An 18,114-nucleotide genomic window follows, 5' to 3' on the forward strand; every position below is an offset into this window, starting at 1 on the left:
CGTCTATGAGTCGCACACAACAAGGCCGTCCTCGGGAGAGTGCGCAGGACACCACGTACCGGTGGCTGAAGCGGCATATCGGGTCGCTGCCGCGACAGGAGGGGACGTTCCTCACCGAGGCGGAGGTGTGCGAGGCGACCGGGATGTCCCGCACCCCGGTGCGGGAGGCGCTGCTCCGGCTTGAGACCGAGGGCTTCCTGAAGATCATGCCGAAGAAGGGCGCCTTCGTCCCGCCGGTGTCGGACGCCGAGATCGAGGCCGTCATGCAGGCCCGCGAGCTCGTCGAGGACTGGTGCGTGCGGCGCGCCGCGCCGCTGGCCGCGGGGCTGGCGCCCGAGCTCACCGAGCTGGTCGACCGCCAGAAGGGCCTGCTGGACGACCCCGTCGGATTCATCGAGTGCGACCGGGCGTTCCACCGCGCGATCGTCCGGACGGCCGGGAACCCGGTGCTGGCCGAGTTCTACGAGTCGCTGCGCGACCGGCAGGTCCGGATGGGCCTGCGGGCGATCGCGGCGGCCGAGGACCGGGCGCGGGTCGTGCTCGCCGAGCACGGCGCGATCGTCGAGGCGATCCGGTCCGGTGATCCGCTGCGGGCGGCGCAGGCCCTCGCCGCGCACCTGGACTCGACGCTCAACGTCCTGCGCCTGCCCTCGGTGGCGAACTGGGACGGCCGATGACCCGCGTCGCGCTCGTCCAGGTCGAGAGCCCCGGGTCGGAGCCGCCCGCACAGCGCAGGGAGCGGGTCGGCCAGATGGTCGCGGACGCCCGCGGCGCCGACCTGGTGCTGCTGCCCGAGCTGTGGCTCCCCGGCTACTTCGCGTTCGACCGGTACGCCGAGTTGGCCGAGCCGCTTACCGGGGACACCGTGGCCGCAGGCCAGGAATGGGCCCGCGAGCTGGGCTGCTTCCTGCACCTCGGCAGCTTCCTGGAGCGGACCCCCGAGGGGCGGCTGCACAACACGGCCGTACTCATCGACCCGTCCGGGACGGTCGTCCACACGTACCGGAAGATCCATGTGTTCGGCTACCGGTCCCGCGAGGCCGAACTGCTCACCGCGGGCGCCGGTGTCGGCACGGTCCACTCCCCGCTGGGGGCGATGGGCGCCACCACGTGCTACGACCTGCGTTTCCCCGAGGTCTGGCGGGCGCTTCTGGACGCCGGCGCCGAAACGGTCGCGGTGCCCGCCGCGTGGCCCGGACGGCGCCGTCAGCACTGGCGGCTGCTCACCGAGGCCCGCGCGGTCGAGCAGCAGATGCTGGTCGTGGCCTGCAACGCGGCCGGTGTGCAGGGAGAGGTGAAACTCGGCGGCGCCTCCCGCGTGGTCGACCCGTGGGGCACGGTCCTGGCGGAGGCGGGCGGCGCCGAGGAGATCGTCCGCTGTGACATCGATCCAGGCGTGGTGGCACGGACGCGTGCGGAGTTCCCCGTCCTGCGCGACCGGCGCCGCTTCGGAGAGATCCACGCCGCGGCCGCGGAGGTCCTTCCCTCATGAGCGAGCTGACATTGCTGATCGGCGAGGACGAGCTGCGCTGCCGCCCCCGGCACCTCATCATCGCCGGATACACGGGAAGGAACGAGGCGGCGACCCGCGCCCACATCGAGGAGCTCGCCGCGATCGGGGTCCCCGAGCCCCCGACCGTCCCCGCTTTCTACCCGCTCGACCCCGGCCTGCTGACCGTCGATCCCGCGATCACGGTGGCCGGCGCCAACACCTCCGGAGAGGTCGAGCCGGTCCTCGTCCGGCACGCCGGGCGGCACTACCTCGGCGTCGGCTCCGACCACACCGACCGCGACATCGAACGGACCGACGTCGCGGCCGCGAAGGCCGCCTGCCCGAAACCCGTCGGTCACCGGTTCGTGGAACTGCCCAAGGACGACGCCTGGGACGGCGTCCGTGTGGAATGCAGCATCGACGGCCGTCCCTATCAGTCCGGCACCCTCGCGGAGCTGCGCACCCCCACCGATCTGCTGGATCGGCTCGCCGCGGAGTTCGTCGACCTGGACGGCGACCTGGTCGTCTTCGCCGGAACTCTGCCCCTGCTGGACGGCGGGTTCGTCCCCGGCCGCCGCTGGCGCCTCTCCCTCACGATCGACGGCACCACCCTGACCTGTGACTACAAGACAGAACGGAGGGCTCAGTGATGCGCACGGGAGCCGAGTACCTCACCGCGTTGAAGGACGCACGCGAGATCTACCTCGACGGCGAGCGCGTCGCGGACGTGACGGACCATCCCGCGTTCGCGCCGATCGCCGCGACGATGGCCGAGCTGTTCGACCTGGCCGCCGACCCGGCCAACAAGATGACCTGCCACGCGCAGGAGACCGGCGCGGAGGCGAACCTGGTCTTCACGATTCCGCGTAGCCGCGACGACCTGGCCGCGCGGCGGCACGCGATCGAGACGTGGGCGCGGCACACCCACGGCTGGGTGGGACGCAGCCCCGACCACGTCGGCTCGTTCCTCGCGGCGTTCGCCTCGTCCCCCGAGTCGTTCACCACCGGACGGCGCGACCTTTCGGCGAGCGTGACCGGCTACCACCGCCGGCTCCTGGCCGAGGACCTGTACGTCTCGTACGCGATCATCCCGCCGCAGGTGTCGCGGGCGACGACCGCGCACGCCTGGGAGGGCGACTTCATCCAGGCCGGCGTCGTCGAGGAGCGTCCGGACGGGATCGTGGTGCGCGGCGCGCAGATGCTCGCCACCGGCGCCGCCGTCGCCGACGAGATCTTCATCTCCTGCATCAAACCGCTGACGCCGGACGACCGCGACTTCGCGGTCGGGTTCACGGTCCCGGTCTCGGCGGACGGGCTGAAGCTGTACTGCCGCCGCCCGTACGCGACCACCGGCAGCCCCTACGACTACCCGCTGTCCACGCGCTACGACGAGACCGACGCGCTCGTCGTCCTGGACGACGTCTTCGTGCCCTGGGAGCGGGTGTTCGTCGACCGGGACGTGGACGGCCTGCGCCGCCAGTTCTTCACCACCGGCGCGCACGTCCTCGGCAACTGGCAGGCCCAGATCCGGTTCACCGTGAAACTGCGCTTCATCGCCGGCCTCGCCGGAAAGATCGCCGACGTCAACGGGGTCGGCCGGATCCCCGGCGTCCAGGAGAAACTCGGCGAACTGGCCGGGCTGGCGTCGCTGGTCGAGTCCGCCGTCCTCGCCGCCGAGTACCGCGCCGCACCCGACGCCAACGGCATGTGGCGGCCGGACGCCCGCGCCGTCTACGGCGCGATGGGCCTGCAGGCCGAGCTGTACCCGCGCGTCCTGGCGATCCTGCGCGACCTCGCGGGCGGGGGAGTACTGCAACTGCCGTCCAGCGTCGCCGACCTGCACAACCCCGCGACCCGCGCCGACATCGACCGATACGTCCAGTCGCCCGGGGTCGAGGCCGTCGAGCGGGTGAAGCTGTTCAAGCTCGTCTGGGACGCGATCGGATCAGAGTTCGCGGGCCGCCACCACCAATACGAGATGTTCTACGCCGGCGCCCCGTTCGTCGCGAAGGGCTACGCCTACCGGAACTTCGGCTACGACCAGGCCATCGCGGACGTCGACGCCTTTCTGGCCGGCTACACCGACACCGGCAAGACCGGAACCGGCGCCTCCGCCGCCTGACCCGCCTGGAGATCACCATGGCCAAACCCGAACACGAGTTCTTCCCCGCCGGCAAGATCGGCTTCACACCGTGCGAGGGGGACGTCCCACAGCTCACCGAGCGCATCCTCGCCGCGGACGCCGTGTCCGGCGTCGCGACCCGGATGCTGCGCTTCGAACCCGGCACCGACACCACCCCCAACGGCGTCCAGACGCACGACTTCTGGGAGGAGGTCTACATCCTTCAAGGATCGATCACCGACCTGCGGCTCGGGGAGACGTTCACCCCCGGGATGTACGCCTGCCGCCCACCTGGCATGGAACACGGGCCGTGGCGCAGCGACGACGGATGCCTCACTTTCGAGGTCCGCTACCGCGTCCAATGAGCGCCTATCGAAAGGCACCGCCATGTCCGCAATCGCAGGCCCCATGGGCCGTGTCGTAGATCCGGCGAGGATGCGCCGCGTGATGGGCCGCTTCGCCACCGGGGTCGCCGTCATCACCGCACTGGACGAGCGCGGCGACCCGCACGGGATGACCCTCAACTCACTGACTTCGGTCTCCCTGGAACCGCCGATCCTGCTCGTTTGCTTCAGCACCCGCGCCCGCACCGCCGTCGCGGTCGCCGAGTCCGGACGGTTCGCGGTCTCGATCCTCGCCGCCCGCCAGGAACCCATCGCGCTGCGGTTCGCCGGACGCGGCGAGGACCACTTCGCCGGCCTGCCGCTGACCTACGGCGACCACGACGTCCCGGTCGTCCCGGACGCGCTCGCGCACCTCGAATGCACCGTCGACCGCAGTGTCACGGCCGGCGACCACGTCGTGGTGTTCGGCGCCGTGGAACGAACCTGCGACCGGGACGGCCCGCCGCTGGCCTTCCTCGGCGGCCGCTTCGGCGACTTCACCGGCAGAGGCCACCAGCCCCAATCCTGGTTCTTCTGACCGAGTACCTCCCCGCCTTCGTCCACCCAACCACTCCCGGCGACCTGGGTGCCAAACTCCTCGACGGCGAAGACGCCGTCGGCGGCGGCGAACTTCCGCTCCACGGTCGGCGCGGCCATCAGCGCGACCATGTCACCGATGCTGCCAAGTTTGGAGCCTCGGCTCTGAGATGCCGACGATGGTCACTGGCACGCGTGGCCCGAACCTTGATCGTCTTATCGCTGGCCATGGAGAGATCTTTCCCGGTTCGGCGTCATGGCGGCTGGCCCGGCTCGTCGGAGGAGGTGGCCGAGGCGGCGAGTAGGGGAGTGCCAGTGACGGGTGCAGCAGGTGCGGTGCGCCGGCAGGACGCTGCCGCGTTCGGGGATCGGATCGGTCGGGCAAGGTGGATGACCCGGCGGCCGTCCTCGTGGGCGGGCATCCGCCCGCCGTGGTGGTCCCGGCTCACCGAGAGGATCGTGCGGGCGCGGCGAGTTCCGCGCCCCTTCTACCGTCCACCGGGCCGTCAGGCCGGCTCCACCGTCGGCAACGACGACGTGTCCAGGGCCACCGCCAGGACTTCCCGCCAGCGGCGCAGCCGAAGCGCGCAACCCGCGAGCAGTGATACGACTGACCAGCTCACGCGCGTGGTCGAGGGCCTGTCCGGACGGTTCATCGCCGCTGGGCCGAACTGCCTTCTGAGGAAGATGGGGCGTCATGGCAGTACTCCACCGGTCGAGCTCGTCGGTGAACACCACGAGCCGCTTGGCCTTCCCCTTCAATACGGCCTTGACGAGGTCGTTGAACCCGCTTCGCGAACTGGTCTGACCGATCGCAAGGAGGGCGCCGAAGGCCAGCGACTGCCAGTCTGCCTTGGCCCAACCCGCATTATTGAGTTTGGTGTCGACCTGCTCGTTCTCTCATATCCCGGCGGCGCTCGCTGCCTCGTCGGCTTTGGCGATCAACGACTCGATCTCCTCTTGGGTAGGGGTACCGGTCTCGGATCTGTTGTGCGGTTCCTCGAGCGCGCGACGCAGCACGCCGACGCCGATGATCGCGATTTTCCACAGGCCGAGTGCATGCCAGAATCCCAACGTGGCCGCATCGCGCCCGGTGTGCCGCAGGTAGGCGTGGACGAGCTCCTCACGGGTGGGAAAGCCCGGCAGGATCGAAGGCGAGGGGCCGCCCAAGCTCGGCTCGCCGTGTTCTGACCAGTACGCGAGCATGGTGCCCACGTCGGCCATCGGATCCCCGAGCGTGCACAGTTCCCAGTCGAGTACGGCGACGATGTCGCCGTACCTGCCGGAAGTGACCACATTGCGGAGGTGGAAGTCGCCGTGCACCAGAGTCAGCTCCTGCTGGACCGGAGCGGAGACCTGCAGGCGTTCGGTCAGCGCATCCAGGTGCGGCATCTCGCGCGTCTTCGACCTCTCCCATTGAAGTGACCATCGTTTGAGCTGGCGCTGTGCGTACGGTTTGTGACTGGCGATGTCGCCGAGTCCGGTCTTGTCGAGGTCGACGGCGTGGATCCTCGCCAGAGTTCTGGCCAGCGACGATCCGATGGCGCGGCGTCGTCGGAGACTGAGTGCCTCGGCGATGGACATCCGGTCAACGACCAGGCCGTCGACGAACTCCATCAGGACATGTGGAACATCCCGGTGGTACCTGACCCCGTGCACTGCCGGCGTCGGCAGGTCCGTGCCGTGGAGCGCTGACAGGATCCGGGCCTCGCGCGCCACGTTGTGCGCCGAGGCCAGCAGCGGGCCGAGCGGCGGCCGCCGCAGCGCCCAGCGGCGGCCCTCCGCGTCGGTGACCCGGAAGGTCAGGTTCGACTGCCCGGCGCCGATCCGGTCGAGGCGGACCGGGTCGGTCACCTCGATGCCCAGTGATCGGATCCAGCCGAGGACGGTCTGCGCGTCGAGTCCGAAGGCGTCGTCGCCTCCCGTAAGCCGGACCCGGGATCGATCGGGGCCTTGTTCTCCAGCCGGACGATCAGGTGTCGGCAACAGTCCCATGAAGACCCCTGGTCAGAAAATCGGTGATGGTTGGTGGCTGCGGCAACAGGCTCAGTGGTCGTCCTGCCGAACCTTCTCGCCGCCCGGCAGGTGGCCGGACGAGGGTGAGGGAACCGCCCGGCGGATGCGACGGCCGTGGAGCAGGCCCCCCGTGGCGGCGATGGCGGTGACGGCGAGCGAGAGCGAGGTGGAGCGGCGGCTGTCCGGAATGAGAACCAGCGCCACCAAGATGGTGCCCAGCAGCGAGAGCACGACCCAGGTCAGGTAGGGAAAGCCCCACATCCGGACTTGCAGCGCCTGCTCCGCCCGTTCCCGCCGCAGGCGAGTGCGCCCGCGGTACTGGGTCACCGCGATGCCGATGTACACGACCAGCGCCAGCGCGCCCGTGGATTCGAGCAGGAACGTGAAGACCGTCGCGGTGGGGAGGAAGTAGTTCGCGATCACCGTGACGAATCCGCCCAGCGAGGCCAGGAGCACGGCGAGGACGGGGACGCCGCGGCGGTCCGTCCGCATGGCGATCCTCGGTGCCTCACCGCGGCCGGCGAGCGAGTACAGCATGCGCGAACAGGCGTAGATGCCCGAGTTCAGGCAGGACAGCACCGCGGTGAGGACGACCACGTCCATGACCTGCGCGGCCAGCGGGATGCCGAGGTGGTCCAGGACGGCCACGAACGGACTCTCGGTGACATCGGACGAACTGGTCGGGAGCAGCATGACGATCACGGTGACCGAGCCGATGTAGAAGATGAGGATGCGCGCGACCACGGAACGCATCGCGGACCGCACCGCTGCGCGCGGGTTCCGCGCCTCGCCGGCTGCGACGGTGACGACCTCGGTCCCGAAGAAGGAGAAGACGATCGCGAGGACGGCAAGGAGTACCGCGGTGAATCCGTGCGGAAGGAAGCCGCCGTTGTGGAGGAGGTTCGTGAGGCCCGGCGCTGGGCGGCCCGGGAACCAGCCGAGCAGGGCGACCGCGCCCAGCGCGAGGAAGGCGACGATCGTGAAAACCTTGATAGAGGCGAACCAGAACTCCACCTCGCCGAAGGCGCGCACCGTGATGAGGTTGAGCGCGGTCAGCACGATCATGAAGGTGAGGGCGGCCAGCCAGGGCGGCACGCCCGGGACCGTTCTATGCGCGATCGCCGCCGCGGCCGTCGCCTCGAACCCGACGGTCACGCACCACATGTAGGCGTAGATCCACCCCACCGCGAGGCCCGCCCACGGCCCGATCTCCCGGGTGGCGTAGCTGGCGAAGGAGCCGGTCTCGGGTGAGGCGACCGCGAGTTCGGCGAGCATGCGCATCATCAAGATGACGAGGCCGCCCACGGCGATATAGGCCAGGATCACCCCCGGCCCGGCCGAGTGGATCGCGCTGCCGCTTCCGACGAAGAGGCCGGCGCCGATGACGCCCCCGATGGCGATCATGCTCATGTGCCGCTGGCCGAGGCGGGCTCTGAGGGGTTGAGGGTCGGTGACGGAAGCGCGCATCGCGGTTCCTTTCCCACGCTTCGATGAACGGGAGGAGGTGAAAGGTAGCCAATTGCCAACCAATCGATCGATTGGCTCACGGACGGACGATAAGCCACGTGCCATCGAAGTTCAAGACCCGAATCCCTGTGACCTGCAAAATTAGGCGAATGGAGGAGTGTTGACGGTACGGGACGCCAAGTGATAGGCATGACATCTCACCGATCGATCGATTGGGAAGCAGGACATGTCAAGTCTCGAACGCATCTGTCAGGTCGCGGTGCGGCTCTTCGCCGAGCGGGGGTACGCAGCGACCGGCATACGGGACATCGGCCGTGCCGCGGGACTCAACCCGGCGACGCTGTACCACTACGCGGGCGGCAAGGAGGAGTTGCTGGTCGACATCATGCGCACCGGACTGGAGGAGCTGCTGCGGGTCGGGCGCGAGGCCGTGGCGCACAGCGCCGACCCCGCCGTCCAACTGGCCCGTCTCGTGCTTGCCCACGTCGCTACGGAGGCCCTCAACCCGTTGACGTCCCGCGTGGTCGACCGGGAGGTGCAGTCGCTGACCGGCGGCAACCGCACGAAGATCATGAATTTGCGTGACGACTACGAGTCCCTCGTCGAGCGGGCACTCGAACGAGGCGCACGTACCGGGGCGTTTGAGATCACCGACGTGCGGATCGTCCGGCTGGCGCTTCTCGAAATGTGTAACGGGGTGGCGATCTGGTACCGCGGCGATGGCCGGCTGTCGGTCGCCGAACTTCAGGACCGCTTCGTCGAGCTGGCGTGCCGCATGGTGGGTGCCCGCCTGATCTCCCGCGAGGAGTACGGGCCGCAGCTCACCACGGTGCGGCTTGCGTCCGAACCTCCAAGCGAGGACCTCTCGGGGGCCGCCTCCCAGGGGTGATCGGCGTCGACCGCCGACATCGGTCGCCGGTCGCCGCGGCGGGCCGGTCGCACGCGCCCTCGAAGATCGAGGGCCGGAGTTCAACGGAACGGAGCTGACCGCATGAACGTGCCAGACCTTGTCGTGAACCGGACCTCGGCCGGTGCGGACCCGCCCTGGGGCAGCATCGTGGAACTGCTGCGCGAGGCCGCGGCTCGCTTCGGGGACAGGGAGTTCCTGCGTTGTCCTGACGCCTCGCTGAGCTTCCGGCAGGTGGACGAGGACACCGACCGGCTGTGCGCCGCGATGACGGCCCACGGCGTCGGGCCGGGCGACCGTGTCGCGATCATGATGGACAACGTCTCGGGCTGGCCGCTCGGCTGGTTCTCGGTCCTCAAGGCGGGTGCGGTCGCGGTACCGGCCAACGCGCGCTACCGGGAGTCCGACCTCGAGTTCGTCCTCCGCGATTCGGGTGCGGTGATGGCGCTCGCCGGGCCGGAGCACGCCAAGTTGGTGCGCACGGTGGGCGCCAGGGTCGAGACGGTGCGAGTGGTGCGGACCCTCCGCGAGTTGGCCGCCGAGGCGCCGCAGTCGCCGGGCGCGGGCGCGGAAGCGGCGGGGCCGGACCACTCTGAGATCGCGAACTTCCAGTACACCTCGGGAACCACTGGATTCCCGAAGGCGTGCATGCTCACGCATGACTACTGGATAAGGACCGCGTGGCTCGTCGCGATGGAGGCGGAGCTCCGCACCGACGACGTGGTCATCATGGCGCAGGCGTTCTCCTACATGGACCCGCAGTGGACCGCCCTGTTGTGCCTCATGGGGGGCCTGCCGCTCGTCGTTCTCCCACGGTTCTCGGCGTCTGGCTTCTGGCGTTCGGCCCGCGACCACGGGGCGACCATCACGTATCTCCTCGGGACCATGCCGATGCTGTTGTTCAGGCAGCCGCGCGCCCCGGAGGATCGGCGTAACCGGATGCGCCTGGTGCTGTGCTCCGGTATCCCGCCGGACATGCACCGGTCGTTCGAGGACCGTTGGGGGGCGCCCTGGCGGGAGGTGTACGGGTCGACGGAGAGCGGACTCGACTTGATCGTCGCCCCGGACGCCGTGGACTCCGTCGGTAGCGGGGCGATCGGGGTTCCCCCGGACGGCAAGGAGGTCCGTGTGGTGGACGAGAACGGCGCGGCAGTTCCCAACGGTGAGGTCGGCGAGATCGTGGTCCGCGGCAAGCCCATGATGACGGGCTACTGGAACCACCCGGAGGCCACGGCTCACGCGTTCGGCGGCGGCTGGTTCCACACCGGCGACCTCGGTTACCGGGACCCGCTGGGCAGGTTCCACCACGCAGGACGGATCAAGGACATCATCCGGCGCGGCGGGGAGAACATCTCGGCGGCGGAGGTCGAGAGTGTTCTGGCGCGGCATCCCGCCGTCCTGGCGGTCGCCCTGGTGCCGGTTCCGGACGAACTCTTCGGCGAGGTGCCGAAGGCGTTCGTCCAGATCCGTCCCGGCACCCCGCCCAGCACAGACACCGCCGAGAGCATTGTCGAGCACGCGCGGCGGCACCTGGCCCGCTTCAAGGTGCCCGCCTACCTGGAGTTCGTCGACGGCTTCGCCATGACGCCGTCGGCACGCGTCCAGAAGAGAGAACTGCTCGTCCCGGAGCGCGACCAGCGGTCCGGATCATACGAAATAGCAACCAGTTCATGGATATGAGGTACACGAGCGCGATGAATACCTGGGCGGGCACCTCCGATCACGTCGATGTCACCGTTCGGCTGGACGTCGCCGTCATCACCCTCAACCGTCCGGAGGTCCTCAACGCGCTCACCGCGCGAATGCGCAAGGACCTCGCGGCCGCCCTCCGCCACCACGGGAACGGCCAGACGGTTCGCGGCCTGGTCATCACCGGCGCCGGCCGCGCCTTCTCCGCGGGCGAGGATCTCCGCGAGGCGGCCCGCAGACCGAAGGGCGAGCTCGTCGCCGAAGTCGAGCTCTTCCACGACATCACCCGGGCCGCGCTGGAGACCCGGGTCCCCGTGGTCGCCGCGCTGAACGGCATCGCGGTCGGCGGTGCGGCCGAGATGACGCTGGGCTTCGACGCGCGCATCGGGACACCGGCCGCCGAGTACCTTTTTCCTGAGAACGACCTCGGGCTGGCCATATCGAACGCGGCGAGCCTTCTGCTGCCACGGCTCGTCGGGAACCGGGCCCTGCGGCTTGTCCTCGACTCCTCGCGGATCAACGCGCGGGACGCCCTGTCCCTGGGCCTGCTGGACGAGATCGCCGAGCCGCCGGACCTGACCGAGGCCGCGATCGACCTCGTGCACCGGTGGACCCGTCCCCGGGCCTCCACGGCGGTGCATCTCCGGCTCCTGCGTCCCTCCCTCCAGGACGTTGAACGGGCCATCGCGGCGGAAACCATGGCCGTTCAGGTGCTGGAACGGGACGGGACCGCGCGCGCCGGGATCGACCGGTTCCTCGCGGCACGGAGCGGGGAGGCCCGATGAACCGGACGAGCGGCACCCATCCCGGCCCCGGGACCGCCACGGGCGGACGCCTCGCGGGACGGGTCGCGATCATCACGGGCGGCAGCCGCGGAATCGGCCTGGCAACGGCGCGCAGACTCGTCGCGGAGGGAGCGCGCGTCTGCGTCACCGGCCGCGACAAGGACACGCTCGACCTCGCGGTCGAAGACCTGGCAGGCGGGCAGCGGGAGCAGGCGGTCGCCGTGGCCGGCAGGGCCGAGGACACCGACCATCAACGGGAGACGGTCGAAGCCTGCCTGTCGGCATTCGGCCGCATCGACCTGCTGGTGAACAACGTCGGAATGAACCCGGCCATCGGTGCACTGATCGAACTGCCCCTGAGAACGGCGCGCAAGGTCGCCGACGTCAACGCCCTCGCGCCGCTCGCCTGGGCGCAGGCCGCCTACGGAGCATGGTTGAAGGACCACGGCGGGGCCATCGTCAACATCGCGTCGGTCGGCGGGCTGACGACCGTCCCAGGCATCGGGTTCTACGGCGCGAGCAAGGCGATGCTCTGCCATCTCACCCGGGAACTCGCCGTCGAACTCGCGCCGCGGATCCGGGTGAACGCCGTCGCACCCGCGGTCGTCAAGACCGACTTCGCCACCGCGCTCTACGCGGGACGGGAGGACGCCCTCGCGGCGAACTACCCGATGAGGCGGCTGGGCGTCCCCGCCGACGTCGCCGCGGCGGTCGCCTTCCTGCTCAGCGACGACGCCGGCTGGATCACCGGTCAGGTACTCGCGGTCGACGGCGGTATCACCGTGTCCGATACCGGCGCGACCACCGACGCGGACGAGCGCCGCGCACGCCTCGGACGGAGTGTCGGATGAAAGCCTGGCGCGTCCGCGCCCACGGGGAACCCGGCGAGGTCCTTCGCGCGGAGGAGAAGGAGTGTCCCCTCCCGGGGCCGCAGCAGATCCTAGTACGAGTCACCGCCGCGCCGGGAAACTTTCCAGACGCGATGCTGTGCCGCGGCGAATACCAGATCAAGCCCCCGTTGCCGTTCACGCCGGGGGTGGAGCTGTGCGGCAGGGTGACCGCCGTCGGCGAGGGCGCCGGCCGCTTCGCCGTCGGCGACCGGGTCCTCGGACTCGCCGAGCTTCCGCACGGTTCGTTCGCCGAGTTCGCGCTCATGTCGGAGCATCGAGCCTTCCCGGCGCCGGAGTCGCTCGACGACGCCGAGTCGGCCGCCTTGACCCTCGGCTACCAGACGGGCTGGATGGGGCTGCATCGACGGGCGGGGCTCCGGCCAGGGGAGACGCTCCTCGTGCACGCCGCGGCCGGTGGGGTCGGCAGCGCTGCGGTGCAGCTCGGCAAGGCAGCGGGCGCGACCGTCGTCGCCGTCGTCGGCGGAGCGGTAAAGGCGGAGACGGCTCGGTGGCTCGGCGCCGACGTGGTGGTCGACCGCAGCACCGACGACTTCGTCGAGGCGGTGAAAACCGTGACGAACGGCCGCGGAGCTGATGTGATCTACGATCCGGTGGGCGGGGCCGCCTTCACGCGTTCCACCAAATGCATCGCCTTCGAAGGCCGCATCGTCATCGTCGGCTTCGCGGGAGGGATCATTCCCAGCCCTCGACTGAACCACGCGCTGATCAAAAACTATTCCATTCTGGGGCTTCATTGGGGGCTCTACCACGAACGCGATCCGGCGGCTGTCCGGAAGGCTCACGAGGAATTGACCGTGCTCGCCGACCGCGGAAACGTCCGGCCTCTGATCAGCAAGCGTCTGGGCTTCTCCGCGGTCCCGGAGGCGATCACCCGGATCGCCGCAGGCGCCACGGTGGGCAGAGTGGTCTTCGACTCCTGGGAAGGTGCGGAATGAAGGCGGTGGTCTTCTCCCGGTACGGCGGCCCGGAAGTGCTTGAGGTACGGGACGTCCCCGAGCCGAAACTGGGTCCGGAATCGGTTCTCGTAGATGTGCGGACCGTGTCGGTGAATCCGGTCGACTGGCAGATCGCGGCCGGGCATCTGGACAGCCGCTTCGATGTACGCTTCCCCGTCATTCCCGGCTGGGACGTCGCCGGCGTGGTGGCCGAGATCGGCCCCACGGTGACGGAGTTCGCGGTCGGTGACGAGGTGATCGGGTACGTACGGGAGGATTCCATCGGGCGCGGAACCTATGCCGAACGGGTCGCCGCGCCACTGCGCACCGTCGCCCGCAAGCCGATGAACCTCGGCTGGGAACAGGCGGCCGCGATGCCGATCGCCGGGCTCACCGCCTACCAGTCGCTCGTGCGCACGCTGCGGGTGGGGCCCGGCGACACCGTGCTCATCCAGGCTGCGGCAGGAGGCGTCGGTTCGTTCGCGGTGCAGATCGCCGTCGCCATGGGCGCGCGCGTCATCGGCAGCGCCTCTGATCGCAACCATGACTACCTCCGGCAGATCGGTGCGGAACCCGTCGCCTACGGTCCCGGGCTCAACGAGTGCGTGCGAGCACTCACCCCGCAGGGAGTCACCGCGATTCTGGACATGTACGGAGGTCAGACGCTGACATCCTCGCTCGACCTGCTCAGCGACGAATCAAAGGGACGAGTCGTCTCGCTGACGAACGACGGAATCCTGGAACAGGGCGGGACATTTGTGTTCGCCCGCCCCAGCAAAGCCGACCTGGACCAACTCACTCGGATGGCGGAGAGCGGCGTGCTGACACCCGAGATCAGCACGGTCATGGACGTCACCGATGCCGCCGAAGCCTTCCGGTTGAGTCAGACCGGACACGTACGCGGGAAGATCGTACTTCGGGTGATGGGCCGACTGTCGGCCGCAATCCACTGACGGAGCCCCTTTGTGTCCCGGGGCGCCGCGACGCGCCCGCCCTTCCGCGACCCGGCACTCGCGAACCAACCGTCGTTCTTCCCCGCCCTCCACGCATGTGCCGAGGGAGTGTCCGTCTTCACAGGAGAGACGTTTGGAGGTGTGGGCGCGACGGGGTCATGTACACCATGGCGGGCGTACGCCGGGGAATATAGCTGGAATCGCCTAAACCAATGAGGCCGGACCCCGAGGGCGATCGTCCACCACGTCCCGACGACCCGCTCGGGGCATTCCTGCACAGCCTACTCACCATGGAGCCGCTCTTCGCACCCGGTGGAATGCGGATCATCGACACCGCGATCGGCACGGCTCCTGTGCCCGGCTGTAGCGGTATAGAGGACTGGCGCGAATGGTTCATGGTTGTCGACGGGCATATCTCGACCGACTTTCTCGGCCACGATCCATATCCGCTCGCTGGACGTCGCGGCGACATCGTCCGGTTCACCGTCCGCCATCCCGCGCGCCGCCGTCCTCGCCCGCTCACTTGACGTCCTGCCCAGGGGGTCATCTCAGCCCCACTGAACGTACCGGCGACTTCCTGGCTTCAGTGCTCGTACGGCGACAGCGGTCAGAAGGCAAAGTGGAACAGATGGTCATCTGCCCCACTTCGTCGCGAAGTGTCCGAGGGGGGACACGCACCAAATCCCCATATATCACTCTACCCCTGGGCGAGGTACCCCTAAACACTGCAGCCCTGGTCGACGAGGCAGAGGACTGATCGCCGTGGCCAGGGCAGAGTTTTCCCTCGCAGACCGGGTGATTCGGTGGGCCTCCACGGCCAGCGTCATCGTGTTGGCCGGCATCGCCGCAGTGATCAGCTACAAGCACATGTACCACCTGGTGCTGCGGTACGGAGAAACGTCCTGGACGGCGGCGCTGCTACCGGTAAGCGTGGACGGAATGATCGCGGTGGCCTCAATGTCGCTGCTGGTCGACTCCCGGCAGGGCCGCCGCAGCGGGCTACTCCCGTGGACGCTGCTCGTGCTCGGCAGCGCCGCCAGCCTGGCGGCCAACGTCGCCGTCGCAGAACCATCGGTGGTCGGCCGTCTCATCGCCGCCTGGCCGAGCTGCGCGCTGATCGGCGCCTACGAGCTGCTAATGAGACAGATCAGGCATACCGCCGCGGGGATACTTGTCGCGCGCGATAACACTGACCCAGGAGTTACATCAGAGCTAGCACACAAAACCTCTGAGGAAGTTCATAGGATCTCTGCGGAAACTGACGACTCTTCCGAGAATTCTCAGCAGATTACCCGCCTTGCCCGGTCACCCTCACAGGAGCTTCTGAGGAGGTCAGACTCCCAGCTCAGGAGCCTGGAGCAGTCTCACAGAGGCCACACGATTGACCTCATGCGTTATTCGGAGTCGACCCAGACCCGTGATGTAGCCGCTGGCGTGCCAGCACGGCACCGCTCTCGTACAGAAAGAACGGGTGATGTGGACATTCAGCGCCGCGCGTCGCGGTGGGCGGTGGCCAACCGCACACCGGACGGCGATCTGCCACCAGGAAAGGCGATCGGCGGTCAGTTCGGGCGCAGCGAGCGCTGGGGACGGTTGGTCAAGCAGGCCGGCCGCGCTGGGAGACTCGACGCCGTCGCCTCATAAGGGCCGCCATATCGCCGATGGCCATCGCTCTCGCTACGTCGATGGGGGGACTCGGACTCGGGCCGACGCGACCAGATCACCCGTGCGCTCATCGCGCACCGAATCGCAACTTCCAATCGGCGGTCAGCGGGCCTGACGGCCACACCCGGCATGCCTGGGAGATCAGACTCTGCGACGGTCCGGTCCGACTCGCGATCAAGGTGCGGGCCGTTGGCGCGGCACTCTCAGAGCGGACGGTTCATCGCGGGGCGAGGCATTGGTCGCCTCACCGGGGCCTGGGGTGCAACTGGAACTGTCGGGCTCTTGGCTGACGGTTCCCACACGAGTACCAGACGGTTCGGCGTCCGGGGGCGGCAGGCCGGGGATGCGTTGAGTCGCTTTCGAACCTGGCGCGGCACCTCTCGGTACGATGACGTTGTGTCTATCGTCTGGGTCCGTCGCCACCAGTTCTCTACGTTCACCGACGACGCGGGCAGTAGATGGGTCGATCCAATCATGAAGAGCGACACAGAAGTCGAGGTGGACGTCGACTCCCCTCCTTCATCATCGTCAACGCCCTTGTGGCTTCGGCCAAGGGCGCGACGGGTTATTGGGCCAGGCAACACGAACTCCGTTTGATCCTCTGCCTGGTGAACGATCAATCTCCCGACGGGGCATTGCGTCTTCGCGGACACGAGTTCAAAGCGAGCTCTGGGCACATCCGCAGGTTGATCTCCGAGAGTGTGGGACTTGGGCTGCTCACCAGCAGCGCGTGTGAGCTCTACGGTTGGCGGCCACGGCAGTCCATCGTCGCCAACTTTGACGTGCTCCCGGTCGGTTTCCAGAAATACAAGAAGGCCGGTGTGCGCCCTGACCTCCTCTACGCCCTGCCCGGCGGCGGTTACGTAGCGGGTGAGGCGCGCGGACAGTCGTCAAAGGCGTGTGTGTCTCCGCCGTCCAAGGCCCAATTGAAACGCCTGAACAAGCTCCTGACCTGGTCGGATCGCCATCAACACCCCTTCTTCATGAGCTGGTCACATCTCACGGCGAAGCGGACCGTTGTGGACTTCTTCGACTATCGGCTCCACGAAGGCGAGCGTCACGATCCACGCGACCGTTCCCGGGACGAGTTGCTCACCGGCACGCCGACTGCTACCGGGCCAGGACCGGACCAGTCCGACTCATCATTCGGTGGCGGTAAGCCCCCCGACGAGGGGATGCCGGGACTGTCCCCATCCGCAGGCCCGCGCCGAGCGTCGCGTGGCAGGCCCCAGGCTGATCCCGTGCAACCGGGGTTGCTTGGCCAGCACAGCAGCAGGCGGATTCTCGAAGGCGAGGCGTACCTCTTCGAAACGGCGCCTGCGATGACGGGGGACCGGGGCCACCTGCTCGACCGGCAGCTTCGCGGTGCCTGGACTCACCTGGACCTCCTTGGTCCAACCGGTACCTACTTCTTCCTCGGCGTACTGGACCGTGGCTTCACCGAAACCGAGGCCGCGCAGCTGTCCCGACCGCTTGACCTCGGACGTGAGATAGAAGCGGGAGTGTCGGGCAGACTCGTCGCAGCGGTCACGCATACCGCCTCCGCGTCGCCGCCTCCACTGAGCCGTCTGGAGGAAGCGCTCGTTATGCCGTCTTGAGCGCGCGGAAGCCCGGGTTCTTGGAACGGCCATCATCAAACTGCGTGGGCGGCGGGCGATCGGCTCAGCCTCCGAGAACCTCGGTGGGCCGGGACGATCGGTTGCCTGGTGGACTGGCCAACGCAGAGCGCACACCTGAGCCTCCGCGGGTCTGTTGCATACGGCCCTGCTCAATGAGCAGAGCACAGGAGGGGTGTCTATGTGCGACCTGCAACGTACCGCCTGGCAGTGGGCACAGCACCCGGAGACCTGACCGAAGCTTGGCAGCAGGGACGAGTTGGCCAGGATGTTCGGGCGCAGCCCACGGTGGGGGAAGATGGTGAAACAGTTCGGGGGCGAGGGCCAACCGTGAGGGCTGGTCTGCTGTGGGCAAAGTCGAGAGGACGAACCCATCGGGGTGAGATCGGGTGTGTGATGCGGCGGTGATCGTGGGGCCTTGCCTGTGACGTTGAGGTCAGCAGATTGGCTGGCCGCCGGGGGCGGACTTGCTGGGGAGCGTGCACGCAGGCAAGCCGGTGGGACGGGGCCTACATGACACAACTGTAAGTCCTGGGTGATCACATCGGAGCGGGGGCACCAACTAGGTGATCCACAGAAACTGACACCCACGACGACTGCGATCGTTGTGCAGTTTCTGGCATCTCCCGCCTCGCC

At 68.5% G+C, this 18,114-nt stretch carries 17 protein-coding genes; 15 read left to right on the plus strand and 2 right to left on the minus strand.

The genetic code is table 11. From position 1 onward, the window contains the following. Nucleotides 1-5: 5 nt before the first annotated feature. From ETD83_RS16490 to ETD83_RS16515, 6 genes are read left to right on the plus strand one after another with little or no spacing between them, the layout of a single operon-like run. Nucleotides 6-677: a GntR family transcriptional regulator gene (locus ETD83_RS16490; protein ID WP_138646013.1), complete on the plus strand. Its 672-nt coding sequence runs from the start codon at nucleotides 6-8 to the stop codon at nucleotides 675-677. Continuing rightward, nucleotides 674-1,492 carry a carbon-nitrogen family hydrolase gene (locus ETD83_RS16495; protein WP_138646014.1) on the plus strand — a complete coding sequence of 273 codons (819 nt, stop codon included), beginning with the start codon at nucleotides 674-676 and terminating at the stop codon, nucleotides 1,490-1,492. The genes ETD83_RS16490 and ETD83_RS16495 overlap by 4 nt, the downstream gene beginning before the upstream one ends. After that, entirely contained in the window at nucleotides 1,489-2,142 is a 654-nt protein-coding gene (locus ETD83_RS16500; RefSeq protein ID WP_138646015.1) for a DUF2848 family protein, read from the plus strand. Before ETD83_RS16495 ends, ETD83_RS16500 begins: the two co-directional genes overlap by 4 nt. Continuing rightward, the gene (locus ETD83_RS16505) at nucleotides 2,142-3,614 is read left to right on the plus strand and encodes a 4-hydroxyphenylacetate 3-hydroxylase family protein (protein WP_138646027.1); all 1,473 of its coding nucleotides are present in this window, start codon (nucleotides 2,142-2,144) and stop codon (nucleotides 3,612-3,614) included. Before ETD83_RS16500 ends, ETD83_RS16505 begins: the two co-directional genes overlap by 1 nt. A 17-nt stretch (nucleotides 3,615-3,631) precedes the next feature. Beyond that, nucleotides 3,632-3,979, plus strand: coding sequence for a cupin domain-containing protein (locus tag ETD83_RS16510; RefSeq protein WP_138646016.1), 348 nt, complete (start codon nucleotides 3,632-3,634; stop codon nucleotides 3,977-3,979). A gap of 22 nt (nucleotides 3,980-4,001) precedes the next feature. Beyond that, nucleotides 4,002-4,535 carry a flavin reductase family protein gene (locus ETD83_RS16515; RefSeq protein WP_138646017.1) on the plus strand — a complete coding sequence of 178 codons (534 nt, stop codon included), beginning with the start codon at nucleotides 4,002-4,004 and terminating at the stop codon, nucleotides 4,533-4,535. A gap of 899 nt (nucleotides 4,536-5,434) precedes the next feature. Here the strand turns inward: ETD83_RS16515 and ETD83_RS16520 are convergent. Together ETD83_RS16520 and ETD83_RS16525 are read right to left on the minus strand one after the other, a co-directional pair. Next, nucleotides 5,435-6,388: a phosphotransferase family protein gene (locus tag ETD83_RS16520; protein ID WP_205717712.1), complete on the minus strand. Its 954-nt coding sequence runs from the start codon at nucleotides 6,386-6,388 to the stop codon at nucleotides 5,435-5,437. A gap of 192 nt (nucleotides 6,389-6,580) precedes the next feature. Continuing rightward, nucleotides 6,581-8,017 (minus strand): amino acid permease, encoded by a 1,437-nt coding sequence (locus ETD83_RS16525; RefSeq protein WP_171064246.1) that lies wholly within the window; start codon nucleotides 8,015-8,017, stop codon nucleotides 6,581-6,583. A 226-nt stretch (nucleotides 8,018-8,243) separates the two neighbouring features. Between ETD83_RS16525 and ETD83_RS16530 the strand changes: the two genes are divergently transcribed. From ETD83_RS16530 to ETD83_RS16570, 9 genes are all read left to right on the plus strand, one after another. Continuing rightward, the gene (locus ETD83_RS16530) at nucleotides 8,244-8,906 is read left to right on the plus strand and encodes a TetR/AcrR family transcriptional regulator (protein WP_138646020.1); all 663 of its coding nucleotides are present in this window, start codon (nucleotides 8,244-8,246) and stop codon (nucleotides 8,904-8,906) included. A gap of 102 nt (nucleotides 8,907-9,008) precedes the next feature. After that, nucleotides 9,009-10,604 carry a class I adenylate-forming enzyme family protein gene (locus ETD83_RS16535; RefSeq protein WP_230420949.1) on the plus strand — a complete coding sequence of 532 codons (1,596 nt, stop codon included), beginning with the start codon at nucleotides 9,009-9,011 and terminating at the stop codon, nucleotides 10,602-10,604. Beyond that, nucleotides 10,595-11,398, plus strand: a complete 804-nt coding sequence (locus tag ETD83_RS16540) for an enoyl-CoA hydratase/isomerase family protein (protein ID WP_230420950.1) — start codon at nucleotides 10,595-10,597, stop codon at nucleotides 11,396-11,398. Before ETD83_RS16535 ends, ETD83_RS16540 begins: the two co-directional genes overlap by 10 nt. Further along, nucleotides 11,395-12,249, plus strand: coding sequence for an SDR family oxidoreductase (locus tag ETD83_RS16545; RefSeq protein ID WP_138646021.1), 855 nt, complete (start codon nucleotides 11,395-11,397; stop codon nucleotides 12,247-12,249). Before ETD83_RS16540 ends, ETD83_RS16545 begins: the two co-directional genes overlap by 4 nt. Continuing rightward, nucleotides 12,246-13,244 (plus strand): NADPH:quinone oxidoreductase family protein, encoded by a 999-nt coding sequence (locus tag ETD83_RS16550; protein ID WP_138646022.1) that lies wholly within the window; start codon nucleotides 12,246-12,248, stop codon nucleotides 13,242-13,244. Before ETD83_RS16545 ends, ETD83_RS16550 begins: the two co-directional genes overlap by 4 nt. Further along, on the plus strand, nucleotides 13,241-14,197 hold the full coding sequence (locus tag ETD83_RS16555; protein ID WP_138646023.1) for an NADP-dependent oxidoreductase: 957 nt from the start codon (nucleotides 13,241-13,243) through the stop codon (nucleotides 14,195-14,197). Before ETD83_RS16550 ends, ETD83_RS16555 begins: the two co-directional genes overlap by 4 nt. Before the next feature lie 290 nt (nucleotides 14,198-14,487). Beyond that, the gene (locus ETD83_RS16560; RefSeq protein WP_138646024.1) at nucleotides 14,488-14,724 is read left to right on the plus strand and encodes a hypothetical protein; all 237 of its coding nucleotides are present in this window, start codon (nucleotides 14,488-14,490) and stop codon (nucleotides 14,722-14,724) included. Between the two features lie 235 nt (nucleotides 14,725-14,959). Further along, nucleotides 14,960-15,841: a DUF2637 domain-containing protein gene (locus ETD83_RS16565; RefSeq protein ID WP_230420951.1), complete on the plus strand. Its 882-nt coding sequence runs from the start codon at nucleotides 14,960-14,962 to the stop codon at nucleotides 15,839-15,841. 560 nt (nucleotides 15,842-16,401) lie between these two features. Continuing rightward, entirely contained in the window at nucleotides 16,402-17,460 is a 1,059-nt protein-coding gene (locus ETD83_RS16570; protein WP_138646025.1) for a hypothetical protein, read from the plus strand. Nucleotides 17,461-18,114 lie beyond the last annotated feature (654 nt).

Origin of the sequence: Actinomadura soli, from assembly GCF_005889715.1 — a bacterium.
Taxonomy (GTDB): domain Bacteria; phylum Actinomycetota; class Actinomycetes; order Streptosporangiales; family Streptosporangiaceae; genus Spirillospora; species Spirillospora soli.